This is a genomic window from Ruegeria sp. CDSB013 (assembly GCF_059611165.1).
The window spans coordinates 23,818-35,848 of sequence record NZ_JBXWPA010000014.1; the positions used below are offsets into that span (position 1 = coordinate 23,818).

The 12,031-nt window shown below is 54.9% G+C and carries 13 protein-coding genes; 3 read left to right on the top strand and 10 right to left on the bottom strand.

All coding sequences use genetic code 11. The features are described 5' to 3' along the window. Positions 1-259: 259 nt before the first annotated feature. On the bottom strand, positions 260-1,354 hold the full coding sequence (locus AC2FJF_RS19975) for a tyrosine-type recombinase/integrase (RefSeq protein WP_058281578.1): 1,095 nt from the start codon (positions 1,352-1,354) through the stop codon (positions 260-262). Positions 1,355-1,707: 353 nt separating this feature from the next. On the opposite strand from AC2FJF_RS19975, the gene AC2FJF_RS19980 reads away from it, so the two are divergent. Together AC2FJF_RS19980 and AC2FJF_RS19985 are read left to right on the top strand one after the other, a co-directional pair. Next, on the top strand, positions 1,708-2,142 hold the full coding sequence (locus tag AC2FJF_RS19980; protein WP_131726293.1) for a helix-turn-helix domain-containing protein: 435 nt from the start codon (positions 1,708-1,710) through the stop codon (positions 2,140-2,142). Continuing rightward, positions 2,142-2,729, top strand: a complete 588-nt coding sequence (locus tag AC2FJF_RS19985; RefSeq protein ID WP_058281576.1) for a hypothetical protein — start codon at positions 2,142-2,144, stop codon at positions 2,727-2,729. Before AC2FJF_RS19980 ends, AC2FJF_RS19985 begins: the two co-directional genes overlap by 1 nt. 366 nt (positions 2,730-3,095) lie before the next feature. On the opposite strand, the gene AC2FJF_RS19990 is transcribed toward AC2FJF_RS19985, so the two are convergent. Then, a complete protein-coding gene (locus tag AC2FJF_RS19990) occupies positions 3,096-3,512 on the bottom strand; it encodes a MerR family transcriptional regulator (protein ID WP_496673991.1) in 417 nt (138 codons plus the stop codon). A gap of 72 nt (positions 3,513-3,584) precedes the next feature. Here AC2FJF_RS19990 and AC2FJF_RS19995 point away from each other — a divergent pair, with 72 nt between their 5' ends. Beyond that, complete coding sequence (locus AC2FJF_RS19995; protein ID WP_496726907.1) at positions 3,585-4,220, top strand: cation efflux transmembrane domain-containing protein; 636 nt, start codon at positions 3,585-3,587, stop codon at positions 4,218-4,220. Between the two features lie 215 nt (positions 4,221-4,435). On the opposite strand, the gene AC2FJF_RS20000 is transcribed toward AC2FJF_RS19995, so the two are convergent. The 8 genes from AC2FJF_RS20000 to AC2FJF_RS20035 all read right to left on the bottom strand — a co-directional run bounded on the left by AC2FJF_RS20000 (position 4,436) and on the right by AC2FJF_RS20035 (position 12,022). Further along, complete coding sequence (locus AC2FJF_RS20000) at positions 4,436-4,648, bottom strand: hypothetical protein (protein WP_299664548.1); 213 nt, start codon at positions 4,646-4,648, stop codon at positions 4,436-4,438. 222 nt (positions 4,649-4,870) lie between these two features. Beyond that, complete coding sequence (locus AC2FJF_RS20005) at positions 4,871-5,872, bottom strand: ABC transporter permease (protein WP_299664546.1); 1,002 nt, start codon at positions 5,870-5,872, stop codon at positions 4,871-4,873. 10 nt (positions 5,873-5,882) lie between these two features. Then, positions 5,883-6,638, bottom strand: coding sequence for an ATP-binding cassette domain-containing protein (locus AC2FJF_RS20010; RefSeq protein WP_299664544.1), 756 nt, complete (start codon positions 6,636-6,638; stop codon positions 5,883-5,885). Between the two features lie 19 nt (positions 6,639-6,657). Beyond that, a complete protein-coding gene (locus AC2FJF_RS20015) occupies positions 6,658-7,890 on the bottom strand; it encodes an ROK family transcriptional regulator (protein ID WP_299664541.1) in 1,233 nt (410 codons plus the stop codon). 75 nt (positions 7,891-7,965) lie between these two features. Further along, positions 7,966-8,610 carry an AAA family ATPase gene (locus AC2FJF_RS20020; RefSeq protein ID WP_299664539.1) on the bottom strand — a complete coding sequence of 215 codons (645 nt, stop codon included), beginning with the start codon at positions 8,608-8,610 and terminating at the stop codon, positions 7,966-7,968. Further along, on the bottom strand, positions 8,603-9,454 hold the full coding sequence (locus AC2FJF_RS20025; protein WP_299664537.1) for a PfkB family carbohydrate kinase: 852 nt from the start codon (positions 9,452-9,454) through the stop codon (positions 8,603-8,605). The genes AC2FJF_RS20020 and AC2FJF_RS20025 overlap by 8 nt, the downstream gene beginning before the upstream one ends. Further along, a complete protein-coding gene (fba, locus tag AC2FJF_RS20030; RefSeq protein ID WP_299664535.1) occupies positions 9,451-10,524 on the bottom strand; it encodes a class II fructose-bisphosphate aldolase in 1,074 nt (357 codons plus the stop codon). The genes AC2FJF_RS20025 and fba overlap by 4 nt, the downstream gene beginning before the upstream one ends. Before the next feature lie 10 nt (positions 10,525-10,534). Next, positions 10,535-12,022: a family 43 glycosylhydrolase gene (locus AC2FJF_RS20035; protein ID WP_299985811.1), complete on the bottom strand. Its 1,488-nt coding sequence runs from the start codon at positions 12,020-12,022 to the stop codon at positions 10,535-10,537. Positions 12,023-12,031 lie beyond the last annotated feature (9 nt).

Genomic DNA, 12,031 nt, shown 5'->3' on the forward strand with positions numbered 1-12,031 from the left:
GATGCCGGTAGTGAACGAACTGAGCACATCTATCGAACGAAACGTTGCGGATATCGTTGCGACGATTCCTCTCAAAACAACAAAGGCGCCCTCAGGTGCCTTGTTTTGTTGGTCGGAGTGAGAGGATTCGAACCTCCGACCCCTGCCTCCCGAAGGAACGGGCCTGACTTTAACCCATTGTAATTATTGTAATGTACTATCATTTCACTGTTCCTTTGTTCACGTTTGTACCGATCTATATCCGGAAATGATCTGGATATCAGATTGCATCCGCCGCTCCTCTCTGGTGATCAGGGTGATGATGCCCATAGTTCTTCTCAAGCGTTTCGTGGGTCATACCCAGGAAGCCGCAGGCGTCCCACTTGGGCGCCCCCTTTTGCATTAGCCAGGTCGCACAGGTGTGCCGCAGAGTGTGTGGAACGACTTTTCGGTCCCCCTCGGTCTCCAAGCCTGCCGCCACAACGGCAGTCCTAAATGCGCGTTTGACGTTCTGCAGTGACTTGCCGCGATGGGTGACTACGAATTCGTCTACCGGAAACCGCCTTCGTCGGCATAGCAGGTGCTTCTTCAGACGCGCAGGCAGCCTAGAACTCGGGCGTTCCTTTTTCGTGCGGCGCCGTCCAACGGGGTTCCAGTAGATGATGTTGCTATGAAAATCGATATCAGACCAGCGCAAGGATAGGATCGCCTCCTTTCGCTGGCCGGTCAGCAATCCGATCCTAAGAAACAGAGTCAGGTGCTCAGTCTTTGACTCGGTCGGCACGCCATCCTCCAGAGGCGTATCGAAGCTCCGCGATACCCGGATTAGCCTTAGCGCTTCATCACATGTCAGGAATCGGATACGACCCTCGGGTTTCGGAGGTAGTCGGACCGTTATTTTGCGCGTGATTAGCTGATCTTCCTCGGCACGCCGGATAGCAGTGGAGAGCAAACTGAGCTCCCTTCGCAAGGTGCCGTCCTTCAGCCCCTTGTCTCGACGGCTCTTCCGGCGTTTCTGGCAGTATTCTTTAATGAGCACATCGTTGATATCGCCCACGGCATAGCCATCAAAAAACCTGATGATTGGCTTTGCTGCATTGGCCAAACGCTCCGGGTCAGTAACGTCGTCAAATCGCTTCGCCAGATAGTGCGAAACTGCGTCAGTCACATAGAATTCGTGTGGCTCGACCGCGCGATCCGGCCTGAAGCGCCTTAGCTTCCATTCTGCGAAGTAGAGTTCAGCCTGGTCGCGATCCCCAGTGCCAGTCGAGTGCTCACGGCTGCGTCCCCCTTCGGTCCAGTAGATGTACCAATTGCCATCGGCGAGGCGTTTTCGGTCGCGTGCAAGGCGGGGCGGGGTCGGTTTGCGGGGCATGCTTTCACCGTAAATTGATCGAGGTATCGTTCCCACGCACCATTGGGAATCTTGGGGTTTCGTCGGCCTGGGGCTGTATAAATATGATCCAGCATGTCTTCGCGGATTAGATAGCGAACGTTTGAAACGGGGATGCCCACTCGTTCAGCTAATTCCCTTGGTGTCTCGAGAATTTTTTGCAATTTCAACTCCTCAATGACTGCACACATATCGAGGCAAAATTTTCGTTTTGCGTTCAGATCGAAACAAAACTACGATAATGCTACCTAAAACGAACTAAATGCCTCTATGAGCGGTTACATTGAATAGAGATAACCATAATCGTGGTCAATGCAACCACAAAAAGGTACATCATGACTGTTCCTGACCTAGGGGTGCGCCTTGCGGCTGTCCGAACCGAGGCGCGTCTGTCACAAGAAGAAATGGCGCAACGACTTAGCATCAGTCGAAGTGCATATCAGTACTATGAACGTGGCCAACGCGACCTAACCGCCACCCTACTTCTGAAGGTTTATGAAGAATTCGATGTCGATCCGCTCTGGATGCTCGAAGGGGACACTGCTGAAGGCAAAAGCCGCCGACATTCGGAAATGGCGCATGCCTATCGTAAACTTGGAATCGCAGTTGAGCACAGAATAATTAATCGCGGCCTTGTTGTAGCACCCGAAAAGAAATGGGACGCTATAGATTTTCTTTTCAAAGAAGCTCTGAGCCCCGAAACGATTGAGGGCCTTAACCAAGTGCCCGATATAGCCAGAATTGACACCATCTTAAGGTTAGTCGCTTGATGTTAGAGAACGAAGTTTTGCGAAAAGCCGAGCAATTGAGGCCGCGCAAAGTGGGCGTGTTGGGCAAGGTAGATAGCATCCTAGAAGAGACCCAACTTGATGCACCGTACCAACCTGGAAGCTCCAACGGAGTTAGGCCGACTAGAGGTTGCCCGAATGCCACGGAATGTGAGGCCTGCGGAGGGATTGAGTATCTTTCTAGAGAGTTTTGTCGTTGCGGCCATTATTTACGTGGCCAACTAGAAGACGAGTACTTGTCATGGGTGCGTAGGCTGGAGCATGAGGTTGAAGAAATATCTACGGATTATTTGCAGAAGCAGAAGAAGTTGAAAAAAGGTTTGATGCTTACAATTCTTCTTCTCACCCCTCCGATAGCCGTTCAAGTTACCAGCCCAGATCTACTAGGGCTTTTCGCGTACCTTTGGATACTAGCCGGGCTTGTTGTTGTGTGTATTCTTGCGTTTATAGAAGCAAGACTTGCGCGCCCAACCAATGATGCTACTGAATTTCTGCAAAACTCCTCTCTCCAAGTCTATCTGGAACACAGAAATCTAATCTTGAACTCAAGTCCGGATGCTTCTGGATAGACTGGTTCCCTCAAAAGTATGATGGAAGCATGAGTTTTAGTTCTATCGATTTATTTGCAGACTGCTGCGGCCTTTCGCTCGGGCTTAGGATTTGCATTCCCTGGAACTTGTACTTCAACATTTGGTTGCAGCGCGTGTTTGTCCTGTTAGGATCATTGAAAATAAGAGATTTTTTCAGGCTAATATTCAGCGCCTCGACAGGCTCGTTGAGCCCGTTCCTGCCGTTTAGCGAGAGTCGGTCTTTCGCATATGCGGTAGGTCAAAAACCGCACATTCCGGACGTTCAAATTCCAGTGTCGGATGGCAAGGCTGCGGACTTAGCTGCCGTTAACTTTTAGCGGTCAAATGTCCGCTTCCCCCGGTGTTCTAGTGGTCTCTGTCGCACAAGCCGTGGTCGGCCAACGATGCTAATACGTAGCAGTCTTCGGAAACGCCTTCACCATTGCAGCCCTTCGATATCCGGTTGAGTTCCTTTTCAAGTGTTCGGAGGCGTTTGATCTTGGCGCGGACCTCTTCAAGTTGAGATGTTGCGATATCCGTCGCAGCCTCGCACGACCGGTCGGGGTGCTCCTGCAATTCGATCAGCGAAGAAATTGCTTCAATTGAAAACCCAAGATCACGCGCATGGCGGATGAAGCTCAGCCGCTCCAACCCAGCTTGGTCGTATCGTCTTTGGTTGCCTGACGTGCGCTCTGCCTCGGGCAGTAGTCCCATTTGCTCGTAATACCGGATGGTCGGAACTTTGACCTTTGTGCGCTTAGAAAGCTCGCCAATGGAAAACATGAAGAAACCTCTTGAACCTCTAGTCACTAGAGACATTACATCATGAACAACCTAAGATGAAAGAGGATTCCCATGGCTGGTTGCTGCGGACATGACGCCAAGTTTGACGGTGTTTCAGATGACTACAAAAGACGGCTCTGGATCGTGATCGCGCTCAACGCGGCGATGTTCTTTGTCGAGATGACAGCGGGTCATTTGGCCAAATCCCAAGCGCTGCAGGCAGACGCACTCGACTTCGCAGGCGATGCGCTCACCTACGGCATTTCGCTTGCTGTTATCGGGGCCTCTCTCCGCGCGAGAACGAATGCAGCACTGTTCAAAGGCATCAGCCTTCTGATGATGGGCCTTTGGGTGTTCGGATCGACTATCTATCGCGTCTTCTATGTTGGCGTTCCAACTGCAGAGATCATGGGGGGCGTCGGCTTTCTCGCGTTGCTTACCAATCTAGCAAGCGTCTTGCTTTTGGTCCGCTACAAAGATGGTGATGCCAATGTTCGGTCGGTTTGGCTGTGTTCGCGCAATGACGCGATTGGGAACGTGGCAGTGATGTTTGCAGCACTTGGTGTCTGGGGTACGTCGACAGGTTGGCCTGATCTTGTCGTGGCAACCGTCATGGCCGGGCTCTTTCTGTCGTCTGCCTTCCAAATTGTGCGCCAAGCCTTGGCTGAGCGCCGGGAAATGAGCGACCATAAGCACGCGGAAGCATGATGCAGCCGACCAAGCGCAAAAACAGACCTTCGCCATAGCGCGGCATCTTGGGAGGTATAGGCTCGAAGCAGTCATTCGCTGCAACTTGCTTGAACGACTGCTACGCGGGACTTTGCTGCCCTACATGATGACCGATCAAACGTCTGCTTTTGCAGTGCTTTAGAAACATCGTGACACAATCGTTCAGTAATCAAGGGCACTGTGACCGCGGGGATTCACTCTTTAGACTCTTGATCTGACGCCTCGTCCGGCCAACCAGAAAGGAAAAACTGCCAGGTCGCGATGGTCCCAATCGCGCCAAACAGAATGGCCCAGAACAAGTTCCCGGTTACAAGCTCCAAGATCGCCCATCCAACGCTCAAGAGTGTGACGGCAACCCGCCGCCAGAGCGGAAGAAAGAAGGGTACGCGAAGTTCGAACATGTTCATCCGGGGATCACTCCAACGCTGTGGAACACGCGATGTTAGACCTCTGGCATGATAGTTGCGCCGGTAAATGCAATCAACTAACGTCCTTCCCCACGGTTACATGTCTCAGGTTCTGTGCACACCATTGACCGTTGCGATTGTCGACGGTGCACGCAGCCAATATTTGATTCCTCGGCATCGTAGCGCACAGCTCCGGCAGCCACACCACGATGTCATTCGCTGTCACTTCACAACGTCTACCTTGCTTCTGTTTAGCGAAATAGCGATTGCAGCAATCAGCAAAACACCCAAGGCGACCTGGCTCCACGAAGGGGGTACGCCCGCGATTGTCAGCCCATTGCGGACGATTGTCAGGGTCAATGCCCCGATGATTGTTTTGACCACACTGCCATAGCCACCTGTCAGCGGCGTACCACCAAGCGCAACCGCAGCAATTGCGTCGAGCTCAATCATCAGACCCGCCTGGGGCGTCGCCGCTCCTGCCCTTGCCAGGTTGACGCAAGCCGCCAATCCCACCATCAGCCCTGCAGCGGCAAAGACCTTGATCTTGAACGTCGTGACATTGATGCCGACCAGGCGGAGAACCTTCTCGTTGCCTCCAACGGCTCGCAACTGTTGACCAAAAACAGTCCTCTCATAAAAGGCCCACATAAACAGCGCGACAATCGCCGCGAGGATGAAGATCGCGGGGAATTTGCCCATCGACAGAAGCCAAGGTGCTGCGACAGACGAGATGTTGGTGCCGCCTGACACGCTATCGTCCGTTATATAAATCGCCGTGCCGTCTGATGCGATAATCACAACGGCGCGCACGATGATCAGCATTGCCAATGTTGTCACAAATGATGGGATCTTGAGCAGTGAAATAATCAGGCCGTTGACCATGCCAACAAGGCCACCTGCGACAATTCCCAGGATCAAGCCCACATCCCCGAACCAGAGCATTCCAAGTGCACCCAGAAACGCCGAAAATGCCAGGCTTGACCCGATGGAGATATCAATTGAACCAGTTGTCACGATCATCAACTGCGCGAATGCCAGTAACATCAAGACAGGCGTTTGCTGCGCAATGAACGTCCAGTTGCGCATCGACATGAAGCGGTCGCCCGAGATCGCCCAGAACAACAAGATTACCAGAACAATGGCAATGAAAGGCACATAGTCTCGCAACATTTCGGCGCGTTTGGGCGTCAGGAATGGGCGGGAGGCGGTTGTTTCGGTCATGTCGTTCTCCTCATTCGCCGAGAGTTATGGCCTTCACGAGCCGGTCCGAGGTAATCTCGTCGCGTTTGAATTCGCGCGATGTGACCCCGTGATGGGTCACTACGATACGGTCAGCCAGGCGGCGCACCTGATCGAGATTGTGGCTTACCAAAAGGAATGACGTGCCCTGCTTGTCGCGCACATCCTCAACCAATCGCTCAACTTCCGCCGTTTCATTCGGTCCAAGTGCGGCGGTCGGTTCGTCAAGGATTACGATGTCGCTCCCCCAGGCAATTGCGCGCCCGATCGCGATACTTTGTTGTTGTCCTCCGGACATGGAGGAGATTGGTTGCGACAGATCCTGAACGGTGGTGACATTGAGCTGCGCGAGGGCTTCACGGGTTTTTTCGCGCATCTTTCGTTCATCCACAAAAATCCCCCATTTGCGGGGGATGCGCCCCAAAAACAGGTTGTAGGGCGCCGTCATATTGGGAACCAGTGCCAGATCCTGATAAACGACTTCGATCCCGCATTCCTGCATATGCGAAACACTGTGCTCAGCCCGGGATACTTCCTTGCCATTGATGATGATCTGTCCGCCGTCCGGAACATGGGCCCCAGCCACAACCTTCATCAACGTTGATTTTCCGGCACCATTTCCGCCCACGATCGCGACAACTTCACCGCGATGAAGATCAAAGGAGCCGTCACGCAATGCCTGGACACCACCAAATGACTTCGAAACGTGTTTCACCGAAAGAAGAGGTTGAGCCGTCTGGTCATTCATAGTGGGTTCTCCTTCATTCCTATCCGCTTGCTTCAGCAACAAGGGCTTCTGGCTCGGCTCTGGGAGAACCGAGATAGGTTTGTGCAAGTACGTCCAGAAAGGCCCCGCGCAGCACAGTATCTTCACTTTGCTGGCTCAGCTCGATGTCGACGGCATCGTAGATGCTTGGCAAAACCGTCGCTTTTACATGGGTCTTGATGTGTTCCAGAAACCTTTGACCGAACCCGGCATATTCATCTCCGATCACAACCAAATCCGGATTGACGAAGTTGATGCAGTTGGTGATGCCTTGCGCCAGATAGCGTGCAACCCTGTGCACCTCTTCGCTGGCAAGCCCGTCTTCCGCTGCGTATGCGTCAAGGACCTGAGAAAAATCAGCGTCTGAAGTCAATGTTGTACTGCTGACGTTCTCTGCGCGCTCCCGTATGGCACGCAGTAGCGCAATGCGCGACGTGAAGAGTTCCAGACAGCCTCTATTTCCACATTTGCACTGCTCGCCATCAACGCTGATGGACGTATGCCCCAATTCACCTGCAAGACCTTGCGCACCCCGGTGCACATGGCCATCCACGACAAGCGCCGAGCCGATCCCCTGACCGGCAGACACGTACAACATGACCTTGGCCCCCAGCGCCCGGCCATGATGGCGCCATTCAGTCAAGGCTGCTGCCTTGGCGTCGTGTGTGGAGTGAACAGGAATGTCAGGATAGCGGGAGCGCAGCTCGGGGATCAGATCGAAGCCCTGCCATTGAGGGCTTTCAGTCATGAGGATGACACGTTCATCGCGCTCCAGGAACGGGCCAGGAACAGCCACGCCAATGCCATCGACCTGTTTCAAATTGCCAATCTGGCGATCCAGTGTCTCGGAGATCTCCTTGAAAGTCTGCTTGGCGGACCCGTCCCGTGCGATGGGGAATTCACTGGTCTCCAGCAGGTCACCGCGCAGATTAAATGCAGCAATGGAAAAGCTACGGCGTTGCAATCTAAGACAGAGGATGTATCGCCCGGAACCAACAAAGCTGAGGTTGATCGATCGCCGACCACGCCCCCCACGAACAAGTCCCACTTCCTCAACGATGCCATTGTCAATAAGTGGTGCTATCGCACGTGTGACAGTCGCCTGATCCAATCCGGTGGCTACGCTGATTTCCTTGCGCGAGCATTCTCCCATGTCGTGCAAAGCTGCAAGGATGGCGCGCCTGTTGTGGCCTTGAATACCTTCGATCGACAAGCCTTTTTGAGCAAGTTTCATGTCCGAACCCCAATTTTTTCAATTTGGCTCAAACATAGCGAGTTTTGCTTGCAACCTGCAATCAACTCTCGGGTGCTACGCATCGACGCCCTCCTGAAACAGGATGTCGGCGAATGTAGCACTTTGTCGGATCCTCTCCGCGTTGGGCATGTCGGTCTTGGTGATCTTTTCCCGCGTCTCGACTTCACCTCTGCCGCCACGCTCGTGGCGTCGCTTCAAGCGCTGCTTCAGGAGTTCATCCGGCGTGTCTACAAAGATACGCAGGTCGAAATGCGATGCCGCTCGAATCCAAGGCGCTTCATTCATCAGAATGTAGTTGCCCTCGACTATGCAAAGGGCCTCGTTTCCTTCGATCCTGGCGCCTTCTGGGACCGGGTCATGTATGTGCCGGGAATATCGCGGCCACCAAAACGCATCTCCCCTGGACAAACGTTCCACCGCGTGGGCAAACGCGTTGCCATCAAACGTATCGATACGGCCTTTCACGCTTCTAAGCCCTTCGGCCTCAAGCTGGGCGTTTGTTTTGTGAAACCCGTCCATCGGGCAGTAGGCAGCGATGTGCCCGGCAGCGCGTAGATCCTCGGACAGCCGCTCGGACAGCGTAGACTTACCCGTCGCCGGAGGCCCTGCAATTGCTACAATGAGCGGCGGTTGACCTGCACTTATCCGCTTTTCAATTGCGCCCAGAAGGCTGGCATAGTCGGCGAGGTGCTCAGGCATCCATCCAACTCCGCGTACCCGCATGGGTGCATGACTTACCCGCGATCTGGTTGGCGATATTCAACGCATCTACAAATGACCCGGTCTCGAGATACGCGTGGCAGAAAGCGCCGTGATAAATGTCTCCTGCGCCCAAGCTATCGACAACGTCCACCTCCAAAGCGGGTATCTCGCCCCGTCGTCCCTGATCATGCCAGACGACCCCAGCGTGACCCCGTGTCATTGCCCAGCGTTGGATGTCCAGTTCCTCACACATATTGGCAAAGGCGCGCAGTCCCTCGGGACAAAACACGTCGCTGACAATTGGAATATCGGCCAGCTTTAGAAAATCCGGTGACCAGTCTTTCCAGCCGCCGCCATCCAAAATGATTGGCCCTTCAAACGCACGTAAGGCGTCAGCGTGCGCCGCAACAAAATGCCGTTCGTACTGGTCGATCTGAATCAACCCGTATCCTTCCGTCAGGATCAGACCCTCTTGAGAACGCACCTTTTCGCACTCATCCCCTGCGCCATTGACAATCATCCTGGCCCCAAGGCTCCGGGTTGAAACAACTGTCGAAAGAGGGATGCGATAGTCCGGGTCATTACTGATGTCGTGCACCGTAACGTTCCTGTCCTTCAGATCGGACGTCAGCATTGTCTTCATTGGGCCCGGCGCGCCCAGCGATGTGGCCAGCGCCGCCGTTCCACCAAGATGGGCGAACGTAACGGCAGCGTTCAAAGCAGACCCGCCCGGGATCACATCATTGCTCAAAGCCTTGGTCTTCCCGTCCGGACCCGGAAAATCCTCAACAAGCGCGGTGACATCCATCACCGAGCGGCCTATGAACAGCGCCCGGCTCACGCGGCCTTCCGGGATGGATCGAGCCCGCCATCAGCATACCGCTTTGCCATTTCTGCAACTGGGATCGGCTTGATTTTACGCCCGTGGCCCGCCACCCCGAACCTCTCGAACCTGTCACGGACCAGCGTTTCAAGCTCCGCCATCCCGGCCAAGATAAACGCCCGAGGATCGAAATTCGATGGGTTGTCCCGGGAGAAGCGCCGCATTGCGCCGGACATGGCCATGCGGCAATCGGTGTCGATGTTGATTTTTCGAACACCATGCCGGATCCCGCGTTCGATCTCTTCGACGGGGACGCCCCAGGTTTGTGGCATTTCACCGCCAGAGGCGTTTATCAAGTCCTGCAAACCCTGTGGCACAGAGCTCGACCCATGCATGACAAGATGGGTATTCGGCACGCGACGATGGATCGCCTCAATCTGGCTGATGGCCAGGATGTCGCCATCCGGTTCCCTTGTGAATTTATAAGCGCCATGAGACGTCCCACAGGCTATCGCTAGCGCATCGACCTTGGTTGCAGCAACAAACTCCGCTGCCTGATCGGGATCGGTCAATAGCTGATCGTGATCCAGTTTGCCCTCTGCCCCGGACCCGTCTTCTTCACCCGCCTCGCCGGTTTCAAGCGATCCAAGAACACCCAGCTCTCCTTCGATTGAGGCACCCGTCCAATGTGCGATCTGTGCAACGCGAGCCGTGATATCGACGTTGTGGGCATAGCTGGCGGGTGTCTTGCCGTCGCCCATCAGGGAGCCATCCATCATGGCCGAGGTGAACCCCGCAGCGATGGCGCTGACGCAGGCCTGCTCATCATGGCCGTGGTCCTGATGCAGACAGATTGGGTTGTCGGGATACATGGACGCCAGTGCGTTCACTATAGCGACGATCATCCGATCTCCGGCATAGGCCCTGCGAACATTCAAGCTGGCTTGCAGGATCACCGGTGCATCGCAGGCGCGCGCAGCGTTCATGATCGCAAGGCCCTGCTCCATATTGGAGATGTTGAACGCCGGCACACCAAATCCTTGATCCGCCGCATAATCAAGCAATTGTCTGAGGGTTATGAGGGGCATGGCGAGGCCTTTACTTGCGGAAGTTGAGATTGTGGAATTTCGCCGAGCCTTCCTGAACAAAGAGACCCCAGGCATCGGTATTGGAGATGTCATAGACCCTGAAGGATGCAACAACCTGCCCGGCCACAAAGCACTCGATGGCCGACCCGTTGCGCAGGATCTGGACCCGGTAACACCCATCCTCCGGTGTGAAGGCGAGCGGACGCTCGACCAATGGGCTGTCGATCTCCTGACGGACCTCAATGCCATGCCGCTCATTGAGCACCAGGCTGTCCCAAAGTGGATCCATCGCGGCAGGCCAGCGATCAAACAGGACGCGCTCCTTCATGGGCTCGATTGAAAGGCTGTAACCGCTGTCCAGATGATCGCCGCCTCGGGGTTCGATGAGAATACCCACAGCTTCGGTGGCGGGATCAGGTTCAATCACTACATCGAGCAACACGTCATCCCGGTTCGGACCGTCGATGAACGCGTATCCGTATGATCCTGTCGCATCACACCGAGGGTCTGCATCGCCGGTCCAGTCTCCCAACATGGGGCGCAGCTTGTGGGGCACGGTCTCTGCGTAACTCTGGTCCACGTTATCGGGCAATTTGCAGGTCAGCGTGCCGTCTGGCAGCGAGACAAGTTCGCGCGGGCTGCCCAGTTCTCCGCCCCAAACCCAGCTGCGCTTGGGGCCATGATGCTTGCGGAACGGTATCCATGCGAAACTCATGCGACGGTCGCCATCGCTGGCCGATTTGGCAGCGTAAAATCGACGCCCGTCAAGACTGTCGAGCTTGCGGCTTTCCCAAGGACCATCCGGGGATTTTGACACCCGATACACTGTTTGCATTCGTTCCGAGTAGCGGCTTTCAACCAGATACCACCAGTCGCCCAACTTGAAGATTTCCGGGCATTCCGGGCAATGCGTCAACATCGAGGACGCCAGCGGCGGGCCAACCTCCCAGCTTTCCAGATCATCGGACGTGGCAACGGCAACACAGCCCCGGCGAAACTGCGGACCTTCCTTGAGGCGCGCTGAGATCAGCATCTTGAAGCACCCTGCCTCTTCGTCGCGGTAGACAAAGGGGTCGCGCCAATCGACGGTTTCGTACCAGCGGGGATCGGGGAAGATCATCGGGTTGGATCCGGATTTCTCCCAGGACTTGAGATCAGTCGATGTTGCCTTGCAAATTGACTGCGGTGAAGCAGATTGACGATTGTAACCTGTGTAGAAGAAGTGAAACACGCCCTTGTGCTCAATGACAGAGCCGGTCCAGATCCCATCGCCGTCGCACTCACCGTGCGCGCCGGGGCCAAAAGCGTCGGGCATCACCTCCCAGTTTACGAGGTCATCTGACCGAAGATAAGCGGTCGAGACGCGCGCCCGCTCAACATATTCCCACGCGCCCACAGGGGGTTGGGAAAAAAACAGATGCCACGTGCCATCGTGGTAGAATGGCATTGTATCACCAGCGGCAGCACCGCGCTCCGGAGCGTATCCGAAAAGTCTCATCTGCGGACC

Coding starts and splice junctions, on each gene's coding strand:
- AC2FJF_RS19975 (WP_058281578.1), bottom strand. CDS start 1,354: ATGCCCCGCAAACCGACCCCGCCCCGCCTTGCACGCGACCGAAAACGC.
- AC2FJF_RS19980 (WP_131726293.1), top strand. CDS start 1,708: ATGACTGTTCCTGACCTAGGGGTGCGCCTTGCGGCTGTCCGAACCGAG.
- AC2FJF_RS19985 (WP_058281576.1), top strand. CDS start 2,142: ATGTTAGAGAACGAAGTTTTGCGAAAAGCCGAGCAATTGAGGCCGCGC.
- AC2FJF_RS19990 (WP_496673991.1), bottom strand. CDS start 3,512: ATGTTTTCCATTGGCGAGCTTTCTAAGCGCACAAAGGTCAAAGTTCCG.
- AC2FJF_RS19995 (WP_496726907.1), top strand. CDS start 3,585: ATGGCTGGTTGCTGCGGACATGACGCCAAGTTTGACGGTGTTTCAGAT.
- AC2FJF_RS20000 (WP_299664548.1), bottom strand. CDS start 4,648: ATGAACATGTTCGAACTTCGCGTACCCTTCTTTCTTCCGCTCTGGCGG.
- AC2FJF_RS20005 (WP_299664546.1), bottom strand. CDS start 5,872: ATGACCGAAACAACCGCCTCCCGCCCATTCCTGACGCCCAAACGCGCC.
- AC2FJF_RS20010 (WP_299664544.1), bottom strand. CDS start 6,638: ATGAATGACCAGACGGCTCAACCTCTTCTTTCGGTGAAACACGTTTCG.
- AC2FJF_RS20015 (WP_299664541.1), bottom strand. CDS start 7,890: ATGAAACTTGCTCAAAAAGGCTTGTCGATCGAAGGTATTCAAGGCCAC.
- AC2FJF_RS20020 (WP_299664539.1), bottom strand. CDS start 8,610: ATGCCTGAGCACCTCGCCGACTATGCCAGCCTTCTGGGCGCAATTGAA.
- fba (WP_299664535.1), bottom strand. CDS start 10,524: ATGCCCCTCATAACCCTCAGACAATTGCTTGATTATGCGGCGGATCAA.
- AC2FJF_RS20035 (WP_299985811.1), bottom strand. CDS start 12,022: ATGAGACTTTTCGGATACGCTCCGGAGCGCGGTGCTGCCGCTGGTGAT.